We start from the raw sequence: 24,765 nt of genomic DNA, 5'->3' as shown, positions 1-24,765 counted from the left end.
GAATCAAATAGTCTTCCCCCGGGAACATTGTGCCTATTAAATCTGTTGCTTTCGGCTGGCCAAAATGAAAGTAGCCAAATTGATTGTCTTCATCAATAAATTTTCATTCATCATACTGATCACGCACCTCATCTTTTCGAGAGCAGTAGTATAATGTCCCAATATCATAGATTTTTCGCACCAGAATCCTATAAATCATACTGAACTCTCACCTATCTGTATAACCATACCCGTATGATTGAAAACAGTTGATCTAAATTTACTGGTTTACTAATATAATCGGATGCCCCTGCCTCAATACATTCCTTTCGATCATTTTTCATTGCTTTAGCTGTAAGGGCAATGATCGGAAGACTTTGGAATTCAGGTAATTGACGGATTACTCGAATCGTCTCAAATCCATCCATTTCAGGCATCATAATATCCATAATAACGAGATCGATGTCTGGGTTTCCTTGCAAAACGGTAATCCCATCTTTTCCGTTTTCTGCAAACATTACTTCAACTTGATAGCTTTCAAGCGCTGTTGTTAAAGCAAACACGTTACGCATATCGTCATCCACTACGAGTATTTTCTTACCTTCTAGCAACGCTTTCCTTTCAGGTATTTGTTTCCAAGAATCCTCTGTCTGAAATGGATACTCAGCCGAAACAACAGGTACGTTGCTTGAATTTTCGAGATGCGTTGTGGCTGCCTCTGCTTCAGAATGGGCTATTTCCTTCCTTGCTATGTTTTGACCTTCCTCCTTTACGATGTTTTGATAATGAGGCAAATATAACGTAAAGGTGCTTCCATAGCCTTCTATGCTTTCGACTTCAATGAAACCGCCTAATAACTGAGCGAGTTCTCTGCTAATGGAAAGCCCTAATCCCGTTCCACCATATTTTCGGCTGATTGTCCCATCCGCTTGTTTAAACGCGTCGAAAATGATGTCCTGATTTTCTGTTGCAATCCCAATTCCTGTATCTTTAACGGAAAAGACAAACTCTATATTTGAATGCGTGAAAGCATCCTCTTTCTCTTTTGAAAACATCCCTTTTTCCGCTTTTTCTATTGTTAATGTGACAGCACCATGTTCGGTGAATTTAAATGCATTGGATAATAAATTTTTCAATATTTGCTGTAGTCGCTGTTTATCTGTATGAATAACCTCTGGCAAATCAGAAGCGAGCTGAACATGCAATTGAATATTTTTCTTACGAGCGACAGGAGTAAATTGCGCCTCCACAAATTCTTTCACGTTAGTCAGTTCCACATCTTTAGATATGACCTCTGTTTTTCCTGCTTCAATTTTCACGATGTCTAAAATATCATTGATTAAATGCAATAAATCATTCCCTGACGAGTAGATGGTTTTCGCGTAACTCACCTGTTTATCCGTCAGATTTCCATCGACATTATCCGTGAGCATTTGAGCGAGAATTAACAAGCTATTAAGTGGCGTTCGCAGCTCGTGGGACATATTAGCCAAGAATTCCGATTTATATTGCGAACTGAGCGTTAACTGCTGTGCCTTTTCTTCCAGAATATCTTTTACTTTTTCGACTTCTTTTGTCTTCTGTTCGGAGTGTTCATACTGCTCTTCCAGTTGTTCATTAACGTTTCTTAACTCCTCTTGCTGAGATTGAAGTTCTTCCGATTGACTCTGCAATTCTTCCGTTAAAGCCTGTGATTCTTGAAGCAGCTTTTCTACTTGCATATGTCTTAAAATACTTTTTATGTTCGTACCGAGATTGCTCATGACCTCTTGCAGCAGCATTTCCTCTAGGTCATTAAACGGTTCAAATGAAGCTAATTCAATCACAGCCAATACCTCTCCTTGAAATTCTGCTGGAAGAACGAGTACATTAGACGGTCGGGCTGAACCTAAGCCAGAAGTGATCTTTATATAGTCTTCTGGAACTTGATTGAGTGAAATGATGCGATTCTCTAGTGCACACTGACCAACGATTCCTTCTCCTAAACGGAAGCTGCTAGCACCAACCTCTTGTTGATTATCATAATGATCTGCATAGGCAGCAAGCTTCTGGAAGCTCCCGTTGTATCTCGTATCCTCCTTTATATAGATGACGCCATACGCTCCCCTCACCATAGGAGTAACTTTTGTGATGAAGATGTGGGCTAACGTCTCTACATTATCTATTCCAGGATACATGGTCGCAATTTCAGCAATTTTCGTTTTTAACCAGCTTTGTTTCTCTGCCGCATTTTTTAATTCTTTCTCCTGCCTTGTATGTGTTTCAAGAGCTTCCGCCATTTCATTGAATGAAATAGCAATTTTTCCAATCTCATCTTTTGTTTTAAGGTGTATACGAGGTAATTTATTCAAGCTATTAAAATTAACTTCTGACATGACGGAACTGACCTTATTCAATCTGCTCGTTACATTTCGCCTAATAAACAGTAACATTGTTAATCCAAGCAAATAAGAGACAGACACATATACTTTAGCTATTATAAATATTTGATTATACGTTTTATTTATTTCGATGGAATTTTCAGCTGCTATACTATTCTCCCTATTTTTTAGTTGAAAGGCAACTTCATTCATATTGTCCATACTTTCTCGAGCCTTATACCAGTACAGTTGAGCTGCTTCCTCATTTTTTCCTTCTTTTATGAGAGTAGACATTTCTTTATCTATTTCAGCATACGTTCTCATCGTTGCCTTTAAATTCTCCACTATTTCCTGTGATTCTTCGCTTTTCTCCAACTTTTCTAGGGAATTAATCGCTAGATTCACATCTTGAAGGTCTTGATCCCGATTTACCTCAATTGTACCTTGAAGGTCTTCAGGTGGATTCGCAATAAGATCTCTTGATTCTTTGCTGTAATCATTCAATCCATCTTGAATGATGTTCGCATACATAAGTACCTCATTGCTTTTAGTAAAATTCTCCATCTCTTGATTAAAGTTAACCATCCTTGTCCCAACATAAATATGCATAAGAGCATCGATTCCATAAATAATGCCAAAAGCTAAAAATAGTTTCTTTTTAAATGTCATATAACTCCTCTTTTCTAGTCTATTATTTTCCTATCAAATATCACTTGCTAAGGAGTAGAATAACGTTCTTTTACTGACTAGTATCACTACCATTATAATAAACATAATCACATGTGATCTTTTTATTGTAATTCAAAATTTTCAGAATTAAAATACAAATCAGAATTATTAAATATTTTATTTCACGGATGTTGATTATCCAAAATCCTTCTATGATTTTCAAAATAAATAGGCAGAATTAACGCTATTTCTGTATGCTATTCCAGTAGCAGCATTCCTGCAAGAAGCATTCGCTGAAAACCGTGGTTCTTCAAGAAAGCTTTGCAGTCTTGTGATTTCTTGTTTTACTAACGAGGATTAAATAAATAAACACGCTGCGAGCTGTCTTTATTATTTTCATATTGGATTGTCTTCTAAAGAAAGCAACTAAAAATCCCGCTGGATTCGTTATTCCTCCGGGGGATTTTTCTTTGGTTTACAGTTATTTATGATACGGTTCACCGTAACGTATCTAAATGAGGTTTTTATTTTTCATTTAGAAAAATAGCATAATCTAATTGAAATTTCATTTATAAGACCTGACTTTAGGTTGGATTTAAAGTAAATAAAGACAAGCTTAATAGCTTGTCTCATTGAGGACAATTGCCCCCTTTATTATGTGTATTAGATTTGTTACAGCTCTTCGTACCCATATTCTTTAAACAATGATTCTAACCGTTGCATTATATAGTCATGTGCTCTTTCTGTTACTTACAGGTGAGACTTCTGTCTATGTGTATAAATAATCTCATTGAAGTTTGACTTTGGATTAGGGTACAAGTCAGTTTGTAACTCCCGAGCAAACTCTCTTAGTGTAATCCCTTCTTTAATAGGACCCTTTAGGAAACGACCACTCGTTAATTCGACAAAGTAAGGATATCTACCTCTCCTTTCATTTGAATTAAAAGGTGCATTATCATCGACAATATTTTTCTCATTATATCCTGATGTAATTGCATAACCTACAATTATAGGAGTCCCTTTATCATCTTTATCAGTACTTACCATAGTCATAAACAATAGTTAACTAAGGCTAATGCTGTTTTATAACCAATGAATGGAGAAATAATTCGAATCTGTTTCTTAGTTGAATCTAATAATGAGAAAAACGTACTTCCAAAATTCTTGTCTAAGAAGCTAATTGGCATTTAAATACCCCCTTTTTATCGCATAGTGCAGTTGTATATCTTCATCATGGAGCGTCTACACTTATCTGGACAGAAAAATTAAGGTCACGTACACTTGACCTAAAACAGATGAGGAGCTCCAAATATGACAAAGCGAGAACGCCGCACATTCACGCCCCAGTTCAAAAAGCAAATGGTGCTGCTGTACTAAAATGGAAAAACGAAAAGAGCGATTATTGATGAATATGATCTGACTCCGTCTTCCTTTGATCTATGGATTCAGCAGACGGAGTTTTATTATATATCGCAGAGAGGTTATTCTCTTTTTTCATATGCCTCGTCGATAAATTCTTTAATATCTTCAAGGTCGTTAACCCAGTCTAGTCTAATAAAAACTTCATTAGGTTTTTCATTAATTTGCATTTCACTTCTGTCGTATGATTGACCTAATTTCTCATCTACTTCATTTTGTTTTTCCAGTCCTAGCCCCCCACGCTTTTTTCCTATGTGAAGAATTAGATTCGGACACCCTTTAATCATCATCAATGTTGCAAATTTTTTTGTAAGACTTCCATCAGTTCTAACTTTTTTAAATCCAACTACAAACTCTTTATCAGATAGCCTTCTTTTCACTAATTCTTTATTTGAAATATAGGCGTCTATTGCTGACCCTTTATATTCAACTATTTGAAACGCTTTTTTGATATTTTTAAATGATGGCATAAAGTTCCCAACTCCTTAATTAATTTTATTAACCATTTTTTCTCATCAAAACCATATTTCTACATAAACAACCAAAATCCCTTTTTATTTTACCAAGCAAATGGTACTGTCTACTTAATGAGGAAATCAAAAAAATAATTCTTTTGAATTAGGCTTTGTTAAAATCCAATGCTGATTTTTATTCAAAGAAAAAAGACCGAAAAAATCGGCCTTTTTTGTCTCTGTTGTTGAACTAACGCACCCGTTAGCAGTCCATGCTACAGTGTGTCACCACAGAAGATGGAAGATCCACCGTTCTTCCATGGCAGTTCAATAAGAAAGGCTGCCTTAGCAACCCTGTTTCTTTAATTCAAGCACCTCATTAGTTGAACAAATAAATTCTTATAAATTTAGTTATAATCGGTTTATCAAAAGAAATCACATCAATATAGCTATTCATAATTACCAATTTGTATCAAGGGAATAACTTTTGTAGGCAGCCTTCTTGGATAATTTATAAGAGCCGCACCCCTTCTACAGCTAACATATACATCGTTAAAGATTGGGCCTCTTGAATCATCCATTCCCGATATTCGTTTTCCGCTGTCACATATTCTTTTTCAGTGATGAACCCATCTCTTTCCATTTGGATTCCTCTGCTTGAAGCAGTATCCGCCCATATTCCAATTCGAGTTTTAAAATCTGGATCTGTTCGTTTAGTTATCTCATGTTGGGGGGTTATAATAATTTCTTCAATACCACTTTTTTGAAACATTTCAGGAAGGTGATCGGCAATCGCATTATCCATACCCGCATCGGAACGCCATTTCAAATATGCAGAATAGAAAGAAAGCATACTTGAGGGAGGCTGTGGTTCCCATGATATTTTCTTATGATTATAATCAGCAACCAAAATACGCCCACCAATTTTAGTGGTTGATATCATCATTTTCAATGCCCTCAAAGGATCAGACAGCCATATTAAAACACGAGCCGAGGTAACGATGTCAAATTCTTTGTCATAGGTAAGATTATAGATGTCGCCTGTTTCAAAAGTTAATCCTGGCGTATTGCCATGAGCTTGACGGGCTTTTTCGATTAGGCTTGGATTACTATCAATTCCTACAACTCGCCCGTTTGGACCTACTGCTTCTGCTATTCCACGTGTAATTGCTCCTGTACCACAACCAACATCAAGAATCGTCATTCCTTTGGTGAGTATCTCTGCAAGCCTTTTATGAGAATTTGTTAACGATCGAGAATCTAATACGTTTGTTAACTTTCCCGATAACTCAGCCCGATTTCGAGCCATTTTTGTATCCATATAACTTCCCCTTCCCAACAATGATAATTTCCACTAAGTTTATTTTATCAATTAATGTCGAGTGTTCTAATAAATAATAAGTAAAAATCTAATTCCAATATGGAATCAATAAGGTTTCACTATAAAATTTGAGCATATGTATTAATGGGGTACCGCCAGCAAAACGCGAATTTACAACGTTAAGGAAATTCCAAAATATAAAGCACAATTTCTCAGCATTAAAATAATGAATGATTAGGAAAATACCCGAAAGTTTTCGAGCTTCTTAATTCAACTAAAAAACCGTATCAGCATAACAACTAATACGGCTTTTTTCTATAATTAAAATGCACTCTGTTAAATCACTCTCAACGTCCGCGACTTTCCTTCTCCCCATGTAACATACCCAGCTTCTTTCATATTCTCATTCACTTCATTCGTTACATTCAAAATCGGAATGAGTACTGCCCCAAAGCAAGCCATAAACACCGTTAACACAAGCATCATTTCCAACAGCGTAAAGCCGCCTTCTTTATGTTTCACTTACCAAAACTTCGCCTTCCGCATCAATGGTAATATCCCCACCACCAGGGCATTTCGTTTCATCCTCTCGCAAGTATCCATCTGTTACCATCGTCCCAATGGAATCAGGAAATTTCTTATTGTCAATCCGATACGCCTGCACTTGTCCTTGTACCATATGTAAATAAGCGGAACAGCCAAATATGGGTTTATGGCATAACTTAAATAAATATGTTTAATAAACAGGCTCTGTTATTTTTTATAGGTCTTATTGAACTAACGCACCCTTTAGTTTAAGTATTTCAACAAAAATAGCGATAAACCCTCGTTGGATCAACGCTCTGGATAATTGAAGATCGTTTCGCGATGCGAGGAAAATTTAACATCTTACATACTTGCGTTTAAAACCAAGCTTTCCTTTATCGACTACTTTTTGAATACTTTCGTAAGCATTTAGGAAACTGCTTTTTTTCTTGTCCCGTTTGACTTCTACTGTACCTATTGCCTTTGCGGTCTCGACTGCCTTTTCATGGAGCGGCAAATATGAAATCCCCACGGTGTATAGAAAATTATTCATAGAGGATTTCGTTCGTTCTGGCGAGTCGTGAATCGTATTTTTCACAATATCAAGCAAATTGGAAATCTTGCTTTCTGAAAATTCAACGTCTAGTCGATTCCCTAAAAGCCAACAGTAGCAACTCCAGCCCGCTGACATTCTCAGCTCTTCACCGCTTGCGATCCATTTATCAGCAACTTCTTGTGCGATATCTGACTCTGATAAAGTTACGGCCACTACAAAATCGGACAGCATATAAAAATACGCCGCATCCATCCACCGATCATAATCCGACTCAGTCATGGCTTTTGGGTCTGCAATAATGCCTGCAAAGTACATTGCATCGTAGTTCCCTGTGGCATAAAGCTCTTCAGCTAAACGTTGACTTATTTTTATTTTCTTTGCGATTGGTTTCATAGCGCCTGTAGTCACGCCAAAAAGCGGCTCATGCGCACCATTGGATATGTATATTTTTTTAGTTCGTTCCTTGCCAAGGGCTTCAAGCTCCTGCATAACCATTTCTAAATTCATCGTTTAGCACTTCCTTCTTTTTGGAGTTTTCCCCCTAATATTTTGCCCATCAAATACATCACCATTATCCTATAACAAACTACCATTCGTCAGCAAAAATACCGTCTGAACGCGTGAGTGTTATGTAGGAATCCACTTAATGCATGTTGGCACTATGTTCTCGAACTGGTGGTAAGAAAGAAATGTTTTACAATGCCTTCTGTTTTAGTTGCTTACAACGCTTAGAATCAAGGTATTACTCCATTAAATAGCCCTATTGTTAGTCACAAATAAAACACGACTCTTAAACTAACCTGCCCCGTTAGCTCAATAAGAAAATCAATAAAATTTTTTTGTACATATGATCATCCCTGCTTTATAAAACAAAGTGATCATCTGGCTGCATTTTTTGTCCTCTATAAGGGTTTTCCCATTTTTTCATCTCTCTAAGCTACACGTGCTTCTGAAGGCTTGCTCATCATCGTCTACCTTATTTCATCATCTTTATCATAAAAATCAATCCATTTAAACTCTGGTTAAAATACGTTTAATTGTTTTTCAGTCCCATTATGAAATTTCACTAGAAATTCGCCGTTACGTGAATCGAATCCGCTCCCCTCTAGACTTCAATTGTACCTGCTTTTGTATGCAATCCTATATATACTAAAGGATTTGCCATATGGCAGATCCTCTAAATAAAATCAATGAACTGTTTCAACAGAATCAACATGCTTTACATGCTTATAATTGAACCAAATAAACAGCACCGAAATAAATACAAACAATGCACCCACAATGAAAGGTACACTTGGGTTGTAAATCTCCGCCAGTTTCCCTGCCATATACGGTGCAATAGCTCCTCCTATGAAACGCAAGAAGCTGTAAGCAGCAGAGGCGGTTGACCGTTCGACAGGTGCTGCATTCATAACAGCTGTCGTAATTAACGTATTGTTATTCCCCAATAATGCACCAGCGAAAATTACAGCAGCGATAACTACCCATTGGGTCGACGTCCAGATGCCCATTGCGACCAAGACGATAGCAAACAAGATCAACATCATACACATAGATCTAATTGTTCCAAACCATTGCTGAAGCTTTGGAGCCATGAAAACAGAGGTGATGGCAAGCAGTATCCCCCAGCCCAGGAATACAAAGCCCAATCCATGCTCATCTAGACCCATAACGAAAGGCGCATAAGCCAACAAAGTGAAGAACCCAAAATTATACAGAGCGGCTGCAATTCCGAAAACTAAGAGAGAGCGGTGCTTCAATGCCCGAAATGGATCCATTAAAGATGTTTTGGATTTTACAGTATTTGTTGGTTTTTTGGATTTTGGCATTAATATAAAAAGACCAATAAAAGCAATGACCATCAATGTGGCGACCCCGAGAAATGGATCTCTCCATGACATAGCGCCTAACCAACCGCCAATCAAGGGTCCGACTGAAATTCCAAGTCCGATCGCTGCTTCATATAGAATGATGGCTTTCGCGGTCCCGCTATTTGAAAGAGACACGATCGCTGCTAAAGACGTAGCAACAAACAGTGCGTTACCAAGGCCCCACCCGCCTCGTAGTCCAACGAGTGTCCAAATATCATTCGAAAGCCCTCCGAATGCTGAAAATAATGCAATGATTACGATACCAGTAAGCATTGTCCACTTAATGCCAATTCTTGAAGAAACGGTACCGGTAATCAGCATCGCAACGGCCATAACGGCATTATAGCTGGTGAAAAGTAAAGTTACTTCACTATGCGAGGCGTTTAATTGTTCGGCAATTGCTGGCAAAATCGGGTCAACAAGCCCCAGCCCCATGAAGGCAATAATACAAGCGAAAAAGACTGCCCATACTGCCTTTGGCTGTTTAAGAAGACTTCCCTCTTCTTGATTAGTTGGTTTTGTGTTACTTATAACAGATGAATCCTTTTGAGTTGCGGATGTCATATACTTCCCCTCTTCTACTAAATATTTTGTTTGGCATTCATAGTTTGATTCGAAACAGGAATATTTTCTAATAAAATGTTGCATTAACTACCTGTAGTGATCCTTAATAACTAATGACTGAGCGTACACTTGGCTGTTCATGATTTCATGAGCATGCATATGCATCCTCCTATAGTGCTTAAAATCGGAACCACAGACAAAAAACAGCTGGCTAGGATTCGATCTATAGAAATCATTAATTATTTCTGACAGTATCACTAAGATAGTTGTATATATTATTCCTAATTAGCCTCCTTTTATATTTAATTGTATGATACAACTATGTAATTGTATCATACAACCATATGATTGTATATTACAATTATATTCCAATTCGTCTAATACGGCTTCTGCTTGATTGTGGTAAATTGACAAACGCTTACGGTAGGTTATCATAGTTTTTATAGAAGGCAATTGTGAGGTGTTAAAAGAGATGAATGAAAATCCACTGGAAACCATAGAACTTGAATTGGCGGTCTTGATTCGCCGTCTCACATCTATTACAGCTGATAAAAGAAATGCTACTCTAGATCGGTCTGCCTATCTTTTGTTACATCAACTATACCTTCAAGGTTCTTCTGGAGTAAGAGCTTTGGCAGATGAATTCCAATTAGATATTTCCACCGTAAGCAGACAAGCTGCAGCTCTTGAGCAAAAAGGATATGTGGACAAAGTTCCAGACCCAATGGATGGAAGGGCCTACTTCTATCAAATTACTGATTTAGGAACAAAGATGTTAGTTGAATATAAACAAGGACGATTGGATAGGTTAACAAAATTGCTGAACGGATGGTCGGATGAGGATTGCGAAAGATTTGGAGATCTGTTGAGAAAATTTAATCAATCTATAAAATGAAGAAACCCAGCTAATCTTTTAATGTGAAGGTAGCTGGATTTTAAAGTTGGATGTGCAAAATAGCACTTAAAATAAGCGCAAATTACCTCCTAAAGTGACAGGCATAGTTAATCCAATAGCAATAGAAAATGTCTGAATATATTCCTGCATAAACAGACGTTTAGATTTCAACTAGTTATGTTTAGGGATTGCTATAATAAAAGCCCCAGCCGGAACCGGGGCATGCTCGCAATTATATTAAGCAGATCGGCTACAGCCGGTCTTTTTCTTTATCTAAACTTTACAAACCTCCTTATCGCTCCTTTATATAATAGAAGAAAAGGAGTTGATCAAGTTGATATTGCTCGAAGCAGCCAAACATCGGGGATTATTTCGATTATGGAATGTCACAGGAAAAGAAGTCACCGAAGCTCTTTTTTACAGTGAAATTTTAAAATGTATTGTCGATGATGGTGATGATTGGGACCCAAGTAGCTTCGATTGGATCAACGAACGAGAGATTAATTTTGAAGATTGGCAGGAAATTGGGCTTGAAGATTTATCACCCTGATGTTAGCAAAGAAAAAGCAGAAAGCCATTTGGCTCTCTGCTCCCTTTTATACGGCTGTACCTACTGTTCCAGGCAGTTTTGTATAATCAAATTTTTCGTTTGGTAGATTATAACTTGTTGTTATCTCGGTTTGTTCATAGTTAAATGGCGCTTCAATGGTATTTTCCCAATCGTCTATAAGCAGAACACCTTTTTTTCCGTCCAAATCATAATTTTTATGCTGAATTGTCAATGTCTTGCGGTCGGCTGATAGTGTGGCTAACGTCGGCTCAAGATCTGTCTCCGATCCATCTTCTAATTTTACTGTAAAGTAGAAGAAATCTGCTAATTCTCTCGGTCTATACTCGGCCGGGACTGCTTCTGTGAAGACAATTTGAGTAGAAGTCGTCGATGTTACTTTCGCACTTTCAATGACTGGAGAATAGGAGTTTTCAATCATAAACGTAAACGTTTTGTCTAACAAGTTAGCAAACTCACCACGTGTAATATTAAGATGTGTGCCATATGAAGTTGGTGTCTTGCCACTAGTGATTTCGGTACCATAAAGGGCCTCAATATAAGGAGCAAACACACCTCCTGCATCTGTGAACGGCGTTTCTATTTCATAACCCTGCAATTCGAACCCTAACACAAGAAATTTTGCCATGGCACCCCGGCTCAATGTATCGTTAGGCTTAAATTCTGTTTTCGTTACACCGGAAATCACACCTATTTCAGCCAATGCATTAACAGATCCTTTAACTCGGCTGTTTAAATCTTTAAATCCTGCATCCGGGGCATTTTCTGTATCCACCCCGATAGCATTGGCTAAAATAACCGCCGCATCTCCTCGCGTTAACGACTGAGATGTACCAAATTTTGTAGAAGAGATCCCCTTAATGATTTCAATTTCATAGAGAAAACTGACTGCTTCCTCATAGTTTGGCCCTACGTCTGTAAATGGATGGCCAGATGCTGCACTAGCAGGTGCTGAAACACTAACAGCAGCAATAGTCACAGCCGTTGCTGCTGTGAAAAGTTTATATGTATTCATCGTGTTGAACCCCTATCTTGTAGTATTACGCTGATTGTAACATTAACCTATTTAACCGTAAATAGATTGTTAATATATGGTGTATGTAAAATAAAGGGTTATGATGCACACAATCTATGAAATTTGAACACACGGATAATACTACTTTCACAAAGGTGCTAAATCCGTATGACGAATAAACATGTATTTAAGTGGAAGCACCACTAGCCTGAAATCATTTTATTAACGATAAAATAATGAATGAGCAAGGATGACGGGCTTCGGCAGGTCTTTTTTATCTACCTAATATTTTAAAACGCCTTCTTTTTTCTATATTTCTAGCATATATAATTATTTCCCCACATATATATACATAGAGATAGTTTAGGAGAAAAGGAGATGATCAATTGAAATTGCTCGAAGCAGTTAAAGTGCCTGGGTTATATCGCCTTTGGAATAGCAAAGGAAAAGAAGTCACGGAAGCTCTTTTCTTCGACGAAATTTCAAGAAGTATTGTAGATGACGGTAATGATTGGGATCCTGGTATGTTAGATTGGTATCATGAAGAGGAAATTAATTTTGATGACTGGAAGGAAATGAAGGTTCAAGTTTTGCCGATGGTGATTAATGATCTTGTATGACTGGCTTCGGCCGGTCTTTTTTGTATCATTAACTTTTTCCTATTGAGTACTATAGGTGAAAGTAGTTTACGCCATTTCCCTTTAGCTGGTTTCACAGTTGCTAAAATGCTCTCAAGCTTAAACGTCCATTTCTGCTTTCTCGTGAAGCAATCATCCTTAATATAATCCTGGTTGACTGCCGTGATGATGATTCGGCGTTTCGTGATCTTACTATCGTCAAACATGTCCATCAGTTCAATTGGCATCTTCTCTTGCAATGACATAAGTAACAAGCCGTTCATTTCAGCAGCTCCCTTCTCAATCTATTATAAGAAACGACTGTCCTTATATTGACATAAAAACAAGCATCATTTCCAACAGTGTAAAGCCGTCTTCTTTATGTTTCACTTACCAAAACTTTGCCTTCCGCATCAATGGTAATACCCCCCCAGCGTAGCATTTCGTTTCATTCTCCCGCAAGTATCCATCTGTTACCATCGTTTCAATGGAATCAGGAAATTTCTTATTGTCAATCCGATACGCCTGCACTTGTCCTTGTACCATGTGTACATAAGCGAAGCAGCCATTTGCATTGATATTCTAGCTTTGTTTCGCTATATTTGGAATCGCAATAAACAATAGAAAGGTAGTAATCAAACGGACGAGCATCATTTCAATTAGGGTAAAGCCCTTTTCATTCTGCAGCCACTTTTTCATCTTCTATTCCTCCTTTTATACTGAGCCCATCATTTCAAGTATTGATTTTTACCATAACTATAAAAAACTTTTCCCTCTCTCATGTTTTTTGTACAGTCATTATAAATTAAGCGGAGTATGATGGTATGGATAATAGAAAGAGGAGATTAAGAAGTTTGTCATGATCCAGAATGCAAAAGATAGTCCTAGTTTTGTTATTGTTGCGAATCGTAATGGTTTCGTTCATTCAGTGTTCACACTTTGAGATTACTGGTTAGAAAATTTTTAAAAAAGGGGTTTTTATATGTATTATATGTATCCTTTTGTTCCGTATTATTACTATGGTAATACTAACCCGACAACCTTACCTGCCCAACTACCATTTCCAATGCCTTTTCCCGGTCAACGCAGTCCAGGGCCAGGTCAGCAAGGGCAAGGACGAGGACAAGGACAAGGGCAAGGGCAAAGACCAACAACACCTCCTCCATCTGTAGTACCAGTAAAACCTATAAGAGGTTTCGCAATTGATGCACCAAGCATGGCACTTTGCCTTTTCCGATGGACTTCTATATGGCTTACTAATGGAACCCAGATTTGGTTTTGGCCGGTTTTTGTTGGTGCCACATCAGTTGCAGGTTTTACTTGGCCTCTAGGGTCAGGAGCATTTGGAATAGATGCTAGACGTATCGATGTCTTTGTCTGCCGGTAAATCACCTAACAATCTTTTTTATTAGGAAGAGACGGTTTTCTTTACATCTATATGGATCTCTGCCTTTCAAACATTAGTTTATGGCATGGCTTAAATAAGTACGTTTAATAAACAGGCTCTGTTAATTTTTAGCCAAATAAAAAAGACCAAAAAAATTGGTCTTTTTTGTATGCCTTCTTGAGCTAATGCACCCGTTAGTTCAAGAAGAAAATCAACAACAGTCTTTATATACGTATGATCGTTCTTGCTTTATAAACCAAAGCGATCATCTGGCGGAAGCTTGTGTCCTCTATAGGCGTTTTCCCATTTCTCCATCTTAACTACTACCTTCTTCATAAAATAGGCTACACGTGCTTCTGAAGACTTCCTCATCATCGTCTACCAGTTTTATTATATTTATCATAAAAATCAATCCATTTAAACTCTAGTTAAAATACGTTTAATTGTTTTTCAGTCCCATCATGAAATTTCACTAGAAATTAGCCGTTAAGTGAATCGAAGCCGCTCCACTCTAGGCTTCTACAGTACCTGCTTTTGTATGCGTTTATATGCGCAAAAGCATCGCAGCCTTTTGCATTGATGTTCTGGCTTTGTTTTGCCACATTCGGAATCGCAATGAACAATAAGACGGTAATAACAAGTAAAACAATCATCATTTCAATAATAAGGGGTGATAACCTCTGAGTTAGAGGGATATCGTGTTTCTTCTACATCTCTCTTTTTCATATTTTCATGATTTAAAAACTTTTCTTCAATAAAAAAAGCAAAAGTATATTTAACAAAATGGCTCCCAAATCCTGTTATTTCTTTCAATTAAAAACGCTACTCTATCATTACAAACTGATAGAGTAGCGTTTTTAATTAGTTTATGATCAGTTGCGGGTAATTAATTATTGCTGGCTGGCCTGGAGAGCCTGATCTAGATCATAAAGAATATCATCGATTGTTTCAATACCGATAGAAAGACGAATCATATCTGGAGTAACACCGGCTTTCGCCTGACTTTCTTCATCCAGCTGTTGGTGAGTCGTGCTGGCAGGGTGAATGACTAATGATTTTGCATCACCAACATTTGCTAAATGACTAAAAATCTTCACATTGTTAATAAATTTCTTCCCTTCTTCTACACCACCTTTAATGCCAAATGTGAAGATAGATCCTGCTCCTTTCGGTAAATACTTTTGAGCAAGTTCATGATAAGGATTTGAGTCAAGACCCGGGTAATTAACCCAGGAGACGTACGGATGTTTTTCTAAAAACTTTGCCACCTTAAGGGTATTTTCTACATGGCGCTCCATCCGCAAAGGAAGAGTTTCTAATCCTTGAAGAAATAGGAAGGTATTAAATGGCGAAGCAGAAGCTCCAATGTCCCTAAGCAAAGTAACCCGTGCTTTTGTAATATAAGCCAGCGATCCCAGTGCTTTTGTATAAATTAGCCCATGATAACTTGGGTCTGGTTCTGACAAACCTAAAAATTTCCCGTTATCCCAATCGAATCTTCCAGAATCTACAATAACACCTCCAATTGAGGTTCCGTGGCCACCAATAAATTTTGTAGCTGAGTGAACCACAATATCTGCGCCATGTTCAATAGGTCTGCATAAATAAGAAGAAGCAAATGTATTGTCGACGATAAGTGGAACATTATTTGCATGGGCAACATCGGCAATTGATTGAATATCCGCAATATCAATTCGGGGATTTCCAATTGTTTCTATAAATACCGCCTTTGTATTATCGTTCATTTTTTCCTGGAATTGAGCTGGATCATCTACATCAACGAAGTGAACTTTAATCCCAAGCTTTGGCAAAGTATGGGCAAATAAAGCATATGTGCCCCCATACAGACTACTAGAAGCGATAATTTCATCTCCTGATTCCGCAATATTCAAAATAGAATATGTAATAGCTGACTGTCCGGATGAAGTAGCTAACGCACCTACTCCACCTTCTAGTTGAGCAACACGCTGTTCAAAAACATCATGAGTAGGATTCATAATACGTGTATAAATATTGCCGGGTTCTTTTAAAGAAAACAAGTCTGCAGCATGATCTGTATCGTTGAAAACATATGAACTTGTTTGGTAAATAGGAACTGCTCTAGAATTTGTAGCTGGGTCGGGTACTTGTCCTCCATGAAGTGCAATTGTTTCAAATCCTAATAAATGTTTTTCCTTCATCATCAAATCCTCATTTCTATAATTTGTGTATTCTAGATATTCAAGCATTATACAATGAAGTTATTCTATTTTCTACAATTCCTTTATTTTTCTGTTAGCATAGTAAGAATTTTTATGAATAATACAAAAAAGGATTGGATTAGATCTGAGTCAATAATCTGTATATAAAAAATTAATCTTAAGCTGTTTTTCTAACCTGGTCCTTAAGGCTTATGATGTTTAATAGCCAATACTGCTATAGATTCTTTTTCAATTATACCAGCCTTCTATAAATCGAAATAAAGCTAACTTTGCTGATGGATAGTCTATGTATTGCGCATGGCTGACTTCTTTTTTCTTTCTGCATCTCGGCTAATTCTTTTGGTGTAAGGGCTTCTTCTCCTGAACCGATAGGTGTAAATTCTTTGATTCACTTATAAATCGTTACGTCTGATATGCCATATTCGCTGCTTAATTCCTTGAGCAAGTTCCCAGAGTGGTATAGATCCACAATCGTTTTCTTAAAATCATCACGATATTTTTTGCCTGCAGGTTTACGTTTCAATCCGGATACATCCTCTCAAAAATAATTGTAAGGACTTAATTAAACTGTGTCCACGAAACTATCCTAACTCTGCAGGCGGATTTTTCATTTCTGCAAAATTAAATTTACTTGTTATTTACAGTAGCTCATTTGCTTGTGACAGCATTGCCTGAGCTGCTTGACTAATAAACTTGCCTCTGATGGGATGATAAAGTCTTTTACATCTGATCTTCTATACAAAATATGAAATCCACCTGCGAATAACCAAAAAAGCCTTATTCCCTTAATAAGAAGAGGAATAAGGCTTTTTATTTTCACTTTTTACAACGGGTTCCCTTTTTGTGATAATGACAGCTAAAGTTATTTAACTAGGTTCTCAACCACTACTTTAGCGGAAGCAAGATTAACTGTATTTGCAATTGTATCTCCTACAGGGCAATGTGCTTCAATATATTCTTTATATGCTTCAATTTTTTCTTCAGGTGCTGTTGTTTCAATATGGAATGTATATCTTATTGATTGAAAACCAGGTCGCACATCAGATTTGCCAAGAAAACCATCAATGTCAATATCTCCTTCTAATTCAACCCAAAAATTTTGCAGATCAATCCCAAATTTCTTCGCATAAGTTCTCGCTACAATTGACTGGCAAGCACCTAGAGCAGAAAGAAGAAGCTCAACCGGATTCATCCCTTTATCTGTGCCGCCTAAATTGGTGGGCTCATCGATAATTACCTTATGTCCTCTGGCTTCAGCTTCCACTAACACATTTTCTTTTAAAACTGTTTTTGCTTTAAATGTTGATAATGCCATGATAGATCGCTCCCTTTTTTCATTTTTATTGATAACAGAAAATTATAATTCCGATTAATTTTATATGTTTTTAAGTATATATCATATCATTTCTTACAGTCAACTATTTTTGATTGTTATTTATCTTTTCAATATGGGGACCTTATAAGAAATGACAATATAGATACTTGAAAGGTTAATGTGAAAAGTCAGTTTACTATTGTAAAAGTTAGCGTACTTAACGAAGGAAACGAAGCAATCACAGTGGATTCATCCTTCTTTAAATTGCTGTCAGATGGAAAGACATATGAATCAGACAGTTCAGCAGCCATTTATGCAAATGAAAACGCTGATTTTTCTATGAAAGCGTAAATCCAAACGTGACACTTGAAGGATATGTTGTATTCGATGTACCGGCAGACCTTCCAAATCCACAAATGCAAGTACAAACTGGTGTATTCGGTACAGAAACAGGCGTTATCAACCTTCAATAAAGAACATACATTTCAAAAAGAGATTTATGGTGAGTCCGCTCCCTTGTACGCTTTTATATTACCTGTTTTTGTATGCGTTTATATGCACAAAAGCATCGCAGCCTTTTGCATTGATGTTCTTGCTTTATTTTGCCACATTCGGAATCGCAATGAACAAAATAAATATAGGTGATAACCTCTAATTTAGAGAGATATCGTGTTTCTTCTATAATAAAGATTGAGATATAAAAACCCGTCCACTCGATATGAGCAGGCGGATTTTTCGTTTTGGTAAAATTAAATTAAATTTACTTATTGTTTACCATGGCTTAATTAATGATATTTATATTTAGGCTACGTTAAATCTTAATGTTGTTTTTTACCCCAAAAGAAAACCGCCCTTTGAAAAGGCGGTTAATTTAACTATCGTTCTCCGTTTCTTCAACGAATTCCGAAGCATTGTTCCCTAATTTTTCTCTAATATAACAAGTGAATATACCATTGGTACCGACCCACCTGCTGCACTCTGAGATACAACCTTCCATCCCTCTTGAAGAAGTTGATTTAACTCACTTAAGTTATTCTTTTTATCGGAATAATAATAAACTACGATTGCCTTTTGCATGTTACACCTCCCGAACCCATTAGTTCAGCAAGAAGAAGCCGTTTGTCGAAGTTTATTGTTTGTCTCGTTTACAGTAAACAGGCACGAGGCGACCAACATATTTTTCTTATTCGACGTTGTGTTCTCATATTCCTTGCTGTCTAGATAACGGAACCAAGCCAAATAATGTTGCAGGTACTTCGTTGCAACGCCGTTAAAGCGGTTCATCCATTTTTTTAGTCGACTATGGTAGCTATTCACGTTTTGGATATGGTAAACACCCTGTTTGTTCTGTAATACGTTGTTTGGACGAACTGTTGATTAACTTTTCTTGCTGTTTCCCCCTCCAATTATTGGTACAATAAAGATAGGAGGTGCTCCAGTAATGAAGAAATATTCACTAGCTGCTTTTTGTTTCACAGCGTTAATTCTTCTTATAACAGGCTGCCAACCAGATGACTCTCAAAGCACAAAAGATTCAGACACATATCTCACAGAAGAAGCTCCTGCTCAAGAAAGACCGAACTCGGAAAATGGCGTTACCATCAAAACGGAAAAAGCCCAATACCCGATATCAGTTGAGAATATCATTGTTGAAATTCAAAATGACAGCAATACACAATACGGTACAGGCACTCACGTTTTCCTTGAAAAAAAGATAGAAGATATATGGTACAGAGTGCCAATGAAAGCAGACTCTTTCACAGAGGAGGGGATTGTTCATTTTCCAGGGGAATTGTCATCCATGGGTTTGGATGTAAATGACCTGAAATATGAACTAACACCTGGTGAATATCGAGCTACTATTAGCGAGCTGGCTGCTCCGTTTAAAGTTGTAGAATAAGAAAAGCCTTTTTAGGCTCTTTTTCTTTTGGATAAATTAATACAGAATCATTTATTTACTTCGACATTTTGTTCGAACTGTTGAGTAAGAAATCCCTCTTTTAAGTGCGAAATTAGTAAGAAATGCACTAAGTAATGTTTGTCACGCTCTTTTCATTTGAGTTTATTATTTATTTTCCTGTTAAAATAATGGAGTAGCTAACGCAAAAACTGTCATTGATTATGATTAAAAATGAGGCGGGATGGAAAATGAAATTTGAAGCAGCAGAAGACTTTTTGGAATCAGCATTACATTACTGTCATCTAATTGATTTATTTAATACGAATGATGGAATTAACCGTCTAAATAAACTCCTTTTTTCTCTTTCTGATTTGTATTCAAAAGCGTTGTATTTACCTCAAGTTGAATCTAATGCAACAGAGGCAGTAAGCTCCGATTTAACCTTGCCACAAGTAGATTTTGACCAGCACGAAATGTATTGGACCATCTTCGAACCTTATCACTTAGAAGAACCTATTCAGGGAAGCTTGACTGATGACATTTTGGATATTTATCAAGATGTAAAAAAAGGAATCCTATTATATCAGCGAAATGAACCTCTAGAAGCAATCTGGCATTGGAAATTCGATTTCGAAACTCATTGGGGGCACCACCTCGTAGAGGCGATGCGTGCCTTACATTCTGTTCGTTTTAACTAAACGTTTACATTAAGTATTCATGGTCAACACTAATTAGAAAACATATAGATCTGCATCACCTTGTTAAATAAACGCCCTCGTTAGTTAAATAAAGGAGTTTCCCTTATAATAGAGAAGTGAACGCTTATTTCCTTCCACTCAAAATCATGGCATTTCCTAATACTTTTTTGTTCAATAAGAGCTTTGGCAATTTCATTTCTTTAGCAAGCTTGTAGCCATTCAATTCAGATACACCATGTTTCTTTAAGACATTTAAGAGTTCTTTTTCATCCCCAAATATTTTTTCACCCATAAACAAATCTAAGAAGACAAATTCACCACCAGGCTTTAACACTCTTAATGCCTCTTTAATTACTTCAGTTTTATTTTCTGTATCTTTTACTTCATGAAATGTTAAACAACTTACAATTATATCAAATTCATCATCATTAAAAGGGAGTTCTGCAGCACTGGCTTTCAGAAAATCAATCCTATCAGAGACCCCTTCTATTTCAGCATTTTGTTGGCATTGAGCTTTCGAATATTCCCAATTCCCGCCCCAATAATCAATTCCAGTTAAAAAGGACTTAGGAAAAGTCTTTGCTAGTTTAATAATCAGTGAACCACTGCCTGTTCCTATATCTAGTATTTTTCCTTTTCCATCCCAATTCACCTTAGCAACAATTAAATCATGTATTTTTGACTGATAATTCCCCCCAAATGCTGCAAATTGGTAAACTGAATAAGAAAGTATAAATGCTATATAAATAAAAGGTAACGCTAAAATCCCTGATAGGACTCGCAGATATAAATTAACAGGTAATAATGTGACCAAGAGAAGAATGAGTGAAATAACGCAAAAAATAAGTAGTTTGTAAATTCGTATCCAAGTTTGATATTTAGCTTTTATTTTCAAGATATCAGCCATCCTTAAATAATCTATTTTTTATTTGTTATAATTATATAGGAAATTAATGATCCTTTTTTAAATCTTTAAAGATATTCTTATTAAATAATCCTAACCTATAGTTTAAGTACATTACTCCGCGATCTGACCCTTTAGGGGTCTCGCCAACAAGAAAATCAATAATATCCTTTAACGAGCCTTTCCTTTAAGTCAGTTATCGAAGGAGCCTTTTACTCAACAGTTTCGATCAACTGCCGTCTAAGTTGGGATTAGTGCTGCTTACTTATAGGGACGAACTGTTGAGCGATAAGTGGTTTTTTCCTTTTTAAATCTCTTGTTTTCTGGGCCACCTACATATTTTGTTTTTCACTCCAAAAATCATTAAGGCGGCTTCACCATTTTAATGATTCTTCCTTCAAATATTGCTTAAAGATCTCAGTATCAATCCGATTACTAATTAATTTATTTTGTATATCTTCTAATAAACCAATTGTTGCTACTTCTCGAACAATATCATCACCATCTGTATGCAATAACTCAATTACATCAAATATTACTGGGAATTCGGCTATCTGATTTTGTTGATATAAATTTACCTTCCATCACAGCATCGTGCGGCTTTACTTCGAATTGTAGCAACACCTTCACGTCGTTCACGCCAAAATGACCTTTCCGGGCAATACGGTAAAGGTCTGGATCATAATCTTTCAATTCATCTAGTTGGGCAACATAGCTTTCTGGCAAAAATAAATTATCTTCTGCTGTGGAATGGTGATAGTAAGTATCATTCGTCACAACTGTTCTTTTCTCATACAGATCCGCGTCATCAAGTATCAAGCGGTTGTTTATCTCATCCTTGAAGAAATGTTTAAAGGACCAATTATCCTCACCTACTGGATTTGTAGACAAAATCATATGCAGTTTCAATGTGGGATGTCGGAGCCGTCCGAGCAATTCTTTAAAACCCGAATATTTCACTTCAGAACACTCTTCGATCCAGACGATGGAGATATTATTGATCGATTTCAGCTTTTGCGGCTTATCCATTCCTTTAAAGATGATCTTGCTGCCATTTGGGAAGCGGATTTGCACAGGAGATGTTATGCATTTAATTCGACCATCCAGGCCTAAATCAATCACCAGCTCTTCCAGTAATGAATATGTGGAATCACGATGCGTGTCATATACTTCGCGAACAACAAGAGCAGTTCTCTTTTCTTCTAGCATCTTCAAAATGAGTTTTAATGCCACATGATAACTTTTTGATGAGCCATAACCACCAACAAGGAACTGAAACTTCGTTGACCAATCAAACAGAAAATCTTCAAAATGGGGGTTCACTTCTTTTTCAATCATGAGCCCGCCTGCTTTCTCTTGATGAATATTTCAATTGGCCCCTCATCCTGGTTGCCATTCAGTTTTTCGACCTCGGCTTTCGTTTTCTCAACCACAGCGCTCATATGCTCAAGCTTCAAGCGGCGTTCATCTTGAATGTGAGCTTGCTCATCAAACTGTTTAATCAGATTGCGAAGCTCTGCCATGGCACGGGACGCTTAAATAAGCATAATATTGTTCGTACGCAAAAGACACTTTATGCGATGCACTGCCTCCGGTATCTCCCCAGCTACTTCCTGACTCTTCTTTTAGATGATCATCACCACCAGCCACCCACATCACTTTTTGAGCACGGATGATAGCAGTATATTGAATAACGATTTGCTCCCAAATTAAATCAATCGGATTTGCCCGTCTCACTTCATCCATTATTTCTAAAAATTCTTCTGGAAGGTGCTTTGCATAAAAACCATGTTTGAGAGCATTTGAGTTTTGTTTCGGAGGTGATGCTGATTTGTTTCCTTTATTCCCTTTCCCATTAGAGTTACCAACGGGTGCGCCCTTCTTTTTGGGTGCATCCTTTTTGTCGACGGTTGCAACCTTTTTCGTTGGATCTCTCGACCATCCTTCACGGCTTTTTCGGCTCTTTAAGGCACCGAGTTTTACATCATGTTTTTCTGCTAATGCAGCCAGCGTGATTTTAGATGTTTCCCACTCTTTTCTGATTTCATCCCAGTTCGCCACGTCACACCATCACCACCTCCACTAATTTATTTTGGGCAAAGAAAAAAGCACCCACTAGCATTAATGAGTGCTCCCTTCATTTTGGGATGTTTGTAAATAAGATGATTACAAACTAATAATTTATTCAGTAATTGTGAATTGTGCCGCCAAAGTTGTAGTCCACTTAGCAACATCGTTATTGTTATTATTATTGTTAAATGATTGCACTACTCGATATTTACCAGCTTTAAGCGGTGATTCAAATGTGTCATCCTTAAGTGAGATAGACTTTTGATATTTTCCTCCAGTTTGCAACGTGTTTATAATCGCTGGAAAAGCTAATTCTTTGTTAAATGGCACTATATACCACGAACCATCTTTCATTACTTCTATTCCGAATTCTGCTCCAAACATTTGATTCAATGAGTTATCATTTGTGATTATCAGTTTAGGCGACTCTGATTTGCTGTAGCTATCTTTATCTAGCGTCATAGATATATCTTTATCAGAGGACGGTAGTTCACCATACAAAGATGGATCTGGGTCTGGTTTATTGGCTTCAAAAATTCTATGAATCATCAACGCCAGTTCACCTCTTGTCAAAGGATCGTCCATGCCAAATCGAGTCTCTGTTTTACCCTGTACAATGCCATAAGCAACTAGATTTTGAATAACTTCTCTGTATCGATCCCCCACATCGTCAAACTTAATGTTCGCTTTTTTATCAGATGGAAGCAATCCAGAAAGAATAACTGCCGCTTCGCCCCTTTTCATCGTATCATTAGATCCAAATAATTTATCAGTCTTACCTCTTATAATTCCCGCCTCATAAAGAGCGGATACCGTTCGAACTGCACGTTGAGGAAGATCTGTGAACGGTGCTTTTTTAGGATTTTGATTGAGTCCTTCGATGCCATAGTTTCCAACGATCATCGCCGCATCCACTCGTTTAAGTGGCTCGGAAACGCCAAACCGAGTTTCGCTCTTGCCTTGAGCAATTCCGTTAATCCACATGAAGTAAACAGCATTTGCGTATCTTGTACCGTTAGCGTCTTGGAACGGTGAGAACCCTTCGCCAGTTTCTAATGGTGGCAACTCTGTCGGCTGTGGTTGCTCCTCTGCAAATACTGATGGGATCGCTGAAGCGAATAACGCCCCTGTTATTGCCGCAACTGCTATAATACGTTTGAACTTTTTCATAAATTTCTCTCCCTTACTTCCAATTGGAAATATATTCATTAATTGATATAGTATAACAGAAATAGAAGGAGATTAATTATAAATATAAATAAAGAAGAACCACATACCACCTTAACCGGGATTCTATTTCTTCATGCCCCGATTTTTGAAACAAAAGAAAAAAACACCCCGCAGGGTACTAGCTCAATGATCACTCTGATTTCTGTTTCTGAAAAATTATCGTCGTCGATTTTAGTTGCTTCCCATTCTTTTCGTATTGCATCCCAATTGACCATGTCACATCACCTTCATTCCTCCCCATCTTTAGTT

At 37.2% G+C, this 24,765-nt stretch carries 26 protein-coding genes and 4 pseudogenes; 6 read left to right on the top strand and 24 right to left on the bottom strand.

Going from position 1 to position 24,765, the window contains the following annotated elements; all coding sequences use genetic code 11:
- Positions 1-212: 212 nt before the first annotated feature.
- From A3M5_RS0104235 to A3M5_RS0104195, 7 genes are all read right to left on the bottom strand, one after another.
- Positions 213-3,008 (bottom strand): response regulator, encoded by a 2,796-nt coding sequence (locus tag A3M5_RS0104235; RefSeq protein ID WP_018392521.1) that lies wholly within the window; start codon positions 3,006-3,008, stop codon positions 213-215.
- Positions 3,009-4,489: 1,481 nt separating this feature from the next.
- Entirely contained in the window at positions 4,490-4,897 is a 408-nt protein-coding gene (locus tag A3M5_RS0104220) for a hypothetical protein (protein ID WP_018392518.1), read from the bottom strand.
- Between the two features lie 493 nt (positions 4,898-5,390).
- Positions 5,391-6,200 carry a class I SAM-dependent methyltransferase gene (locus A3M5_RS0104215; protein WP_018392517.1) on the bottom strand — a complete coding sequence of 270 codons (810 nt, stop codon included), beginning with the start codon at positions 6,198-6,200 and terminating at the stop codon, positions 5,391-5,393.
- Between the two features lie 336 nt (positions 6,201-6,536).
- Complete coding sequence (locus A3M5_RS0104210) at positions 6,537-6,722, bottom strand: type II secretion system protein (protein WP_018392516.1); 186 nt, start codon at positions 6,720-6,722, stop codon at positions 6,537-6,539.
- Positions 6,712-6,906: a competence type IV pilus major pilin ComGC gene (locus A3M5_RS22190; RefSeq protein ID WP_502685414.1), complete on the bottom strand. Its 195-nt coding sequence runs from the start codon at positions 6,904-6,906 to the stop codon at positions 6,712-6,714. Before A3M5_RS22190 ends, A3M5_RS0104210 begins: the two co-directional genes overlap by 11 nt.
- A 174-nt stretch (positions 6,907-7,080) precedes the next feature.
- Positions 7,081-7,788, bottom strand: coding sequence for a DNA alkylation repair protein (locus tag A3M5_RS0104200; RefSeq protein WP_018392514.1), 708 nt, complete (start codon positions 7,786-7,788; stop codon positions 7,081-7,083).
- A 680-nt stretch (positions 7,789-8,468) separates the two neighbouring features.
- Positions 8,469-9,716 carry an MFS transporter gene (locus tag A3M5_RS0104195; protein ID WP_018392513.1) on the bottom strand — a complete coding sequence of 416 codons (1,248 nt, stop codon included), beginning with the start codon at positions 9,714-9,716 and terminating at the stop codon, positions 8,469-8,471.
- Between the two features lie 472 nt (positions 9,717-10,188).
- Between A3M5_RS0104195 and A3M5_RS0104190 the strand changes: the two genes are divergently transcribed.
- A complete protein-coding gene (locus tag A3M5_RS0104190) occupies positions 10,189-10,611 on the top strand; it encodes a MarR family winged helix-turn-helix transcriptional regulator (RefSeq protein ID WP_018392512.1) in 423 nt (140 codons plus the stop codon).
- A gap of 334 nt (positions 10,612-10,945) precedes the next feature.
- The gene (locus tag A3M5_RS0104185) at positions 10,946-11,161 is read left to right on the top strand and encodes a hypothetical protein (protein ID WP_018392511.1); all 216 of its coding nucleotides are present in this window, start codon (positions 10,946-10,948) and stop codon (positions 11,159-11,161) included.
- Between the two features lie 46 nt (positions 11,162-11,207).
- On the opposite strand, the gene A3M5_RS0104180 is transcribed toward A3M5_RS0104185, so the two are convergent.
- A complete protein-coding gene (locus tag A3M5_RS0104180; protein WP_018392510.1) occupies positions 11,208-12,194 on the bottom strand; it encodes an S-layer homology domain-containing protein in 987 nt (328 codons plus the stop codon).
- Positions 12,195-12,580: 386 nt separating this feature from the next.
- Here A3M5_RS0104180 and A3M5_RS0104175 point away from each other — a divergent pair, with 386 nt between their 5' ends.
- Positions 12,581-12,814 carry a hypothetical protein gene (locus tag A3M5_RS0104175; RefSeq protein WP_018392509.1) on the top strand — a complete coding sequence of 78 codons (234 nt, stop codon included), beginning with the start codon at positions 12,581-12,583 and terminating at the stop codon, positions 12,812-12,814.
- On the opposite strand, the gene A3M5_RS25690 is transcribed toward A3M5_RS0104175, so the two are convergent.
- The 8 genes and pseudogenes from A3M5_RS25690 to A3M5_RS0104145 form a co-directional block, all read right to left on the bottom strand.
- Complete coding sequence (locus tag A3M5_RS25690) at positions 12,778-13,095, bottom strand: hypothetical protein (RefSeq protein ID WP_018392508.1); 318 nt, start codon at positions 13,093-13,095, stop codon at positions 12,778-12,780. The genes A3M5_RS0104175 and A3M5_RS25690 overlap by 37 nt on opposite strands.
- A 43-nt stretch (positions 13,096-13,138) precedes the next feature.
- Positions 13,139-13,201 (bottom strand): prepilin-type N-terminal cleavage/methylation domain-containing protein, encoded by a 63-nt coding sequence (locus A3M5_RS26545; RefSeq protein WP_152333368.1) that lies wholly within the window; start codon positions 13,199-13,201, stop codon positions 13,139-13,141.
- Complete coding sequence (locus A3M5_RS26780; RefSeq protein ID WP_502685408.1) at positions 13,202-13,357, bottom strand: hypothetical protein; 156 nt, start codon at positions 13,355-13,357, stop codon at positions 13,202-13,204.
- A 36-nt stretch (positions 13,358-13,393) separates the two neighbouring features.
- Complete coding sequence (locus A3M5_RS25955) at positions 13,394-13,510, bottom strand: prepilin-type N-terminal cleavage/methylation domain-containing protein (RefSeq protein WP_018392507.1); 117 nt, start codon at positions 13,508-13,510, stop codon at positions 13,394-13,396.
- Positions 13,511-14,752: 1,242 nt separating this feature from the next.
- Positions 14,753-14,854: pseudogene (locus A3M5_RS26775) on the bottom strand (competence protein ComG); the annotation flags it as partial.
- 234 nt (positions 14,855-15,088) lie between these two features.
- On the bottom strand, positions 15,089-16,378 hold the full coding sequence (locus tag A3M5_RS0104155) for a homocysteine synthase (protein WP_018392505.1): 1,290 nt from the start codon (positions 16,376-16,378) through the stop codon (positions 15,089-15,091).
- 409 nt (positions 16,379-16,787) lie between these two features.
- Complete coding sequence (locus A3M5_RS26360) at positions 16,788-16,922, bottom strand: hypothetical protein (protein ID WP_018392504.1); 135 nt, start codon at positions 16,920-16,922, stop codon at positions 16,788-16,790.
- A 339-nt stretch (positions 16,923-17,261) separates the two neighbouring features.
- Positions 17,262-17,714, bottom strand: coding sequence for an OsmC family protein (locus tag A3M5_RS0104145; RefSeq protein WP_018392503.1), 453 nt, complete (start codon positions 17,712-17,714; stop codon positions 17,262-17,264).
- A gap of 180 nt (positions 17,715-17,894) precedes the next feature.
- On the opposite strand from A3M5_RS0104145, the gene A3M5_RS24285 reads away from it, so the two are divergent.
- Positions 17,895-18,065, top strand: coding sequence for a DUF4352 domain-containing protein (locus tag A3M5_RS24285; RefSeq protein WP_018392502.1), 171 nt, complete (start codon positions 17,895-17,897; stop codon positions 18,063-18,065).
- Positions 18,066-18,632: 567 nt separating this feature from the next.
- On the opposite strand, the gene A3M5_RS25130 is transcribed toward A3M5_RS24285, so the two are convergent.
- Positions 18,633-18,791 (bottom strand): hypothetical protein, encoded by a 159-nt coding sequence (locus A3M5_RS25130; protein ID WP_018392501.1) that lies wholly within the window; start codon positions 18,789-18,791, stop codon positions 18,633-18,635.
- 24 nt (positions 18,792-18,815) lie between these two features.
- Positions 18,816-19,055: pseudogene (locus A3M5_RS25950) on the bottom strand (IS1595 family transposase); the annotation flags it as partial.
- Between the two features lie 100 nt (positions 19,056-19,155).
- On the opposite strand from A3M5_RS25950, the gene A3M5_RS0104130 reads away from it, so the two are divergent.
- Positions 19,156-19,614 carry an immunoglobulin-like domain-containing protein gene (locus tag A3M5_RS0104130; RefSeq protein WP_018392500.1) on the top strand — a complete coding sequence of 153 codons (459 nt, stop codon included), beginning with the start codon at positions 19,156-19,158 and terminating at the stop codon, positions 19,612-19,614.
- A gap of 248 nt (positions 19,615-19,862) precedes the next feature.
- Positions 19,863-20,312 carry a DUF5063 domain-containing protein gene (locus A3M5_RS23615; RefSeq protein ID WP_018392499.1) on the top strand — a complete coding sequence of 150 codons (450 nt, stop codon included), beginning with the start codon at positions 19,863-19,865 and terminating at the stop codon, positions 20,310-20,312.
- A 124-nt stretch (positions 20,313-20,436) separates the two neighbouring features.
- Here A3M5_RS23615 and A3M5_RS0104120 read toward each other — a convergent pair whose 3' ends face one another.
- The 6 genes and pseudogenes from A3M5_RS0104120 to A3M5_RS25125 all read right to left on the bottom strand — a co-directional run bounded on the left by A3M5_RS0104120 (position 20,437) and on the right by A3M5_RS25125 (position 24,731).
- Positions 20,437-21,210: a class I SAM-dependent methyltransferase gene (locus tag A3M5_RS0104120; protein ID WP_026221578.1), complete on the bottom strand. Its 774-nt coding sequence runs from the start codon at positions 21,208-21,210 to the stop codon at positions 20,437-20,439.
- A 380-nt stretch (positions 21,211-21,590) separates the two neighbouring features.
- Positions 21,591-21,731, bottom strand: a complete 141-nt coding sequence (locus tag A3M5_RS26770; protein WP_502685407.1) for a DUF7674 family protein — start codon at positions 21,729-21,731, stop codon at positions 21,591-21,593.
- Positions 21,732-21,798: 67 nt separating this feature from the next.
- Positions 21,799-22,551, bottom strand: a pseudogene (locus tag A3M5_RS22160) (PBSX family phage terminase large subunit); the annotation flags it as partial.
- Positions 22,551-23,277, bottom strand: a pseudogene (gene terS / locus A3M5_RS22155) (phage terminase small subunit). The pseudogenes terS and A3M5_RS22160, both read right to left, overlap by 1 nt.
- Before the next feature lie 120 nt (positions 23,278-23,397).
- Positions 23,398-24,456, bottom strand: coding sequence for an S-layer homology domain-containing protein (locus tag A3M5_RS0104105; RefSeq protein ID WP_018392496.1), 1,059 nt, complete (start codon positions 24,454-24,456; stop codon positions 23,398-23,400).
- Between the two features lie 131 nt (positions 24,457-24,587).
- Positions 24,588-24,731: a hypothetical protein gene (locus tag A3M5_RS25125; protein ID WP_018392495.1), complete on the bottom strand. Its 144-nt coding sequence runs from the start codon at positions 24,729-24,731 to the stop codon at positions 24,588-24,590.
- Between the last annotated feature and the right edge of the window lie 34 nt (positions 24,732-24,765).

The organism is Bacillus sp. 37MA (assembly GCF_000372765.1).
Classification (GTDB): domain Bacteria; phylum Bacillota; class Bacilli; order Bacillales; family Domibacillaceae; genus Domibacillus; species Domibacillus aminovorans.
This window is presented reverse-complemented; position numbering and strand designations above follow the sequence as displayed.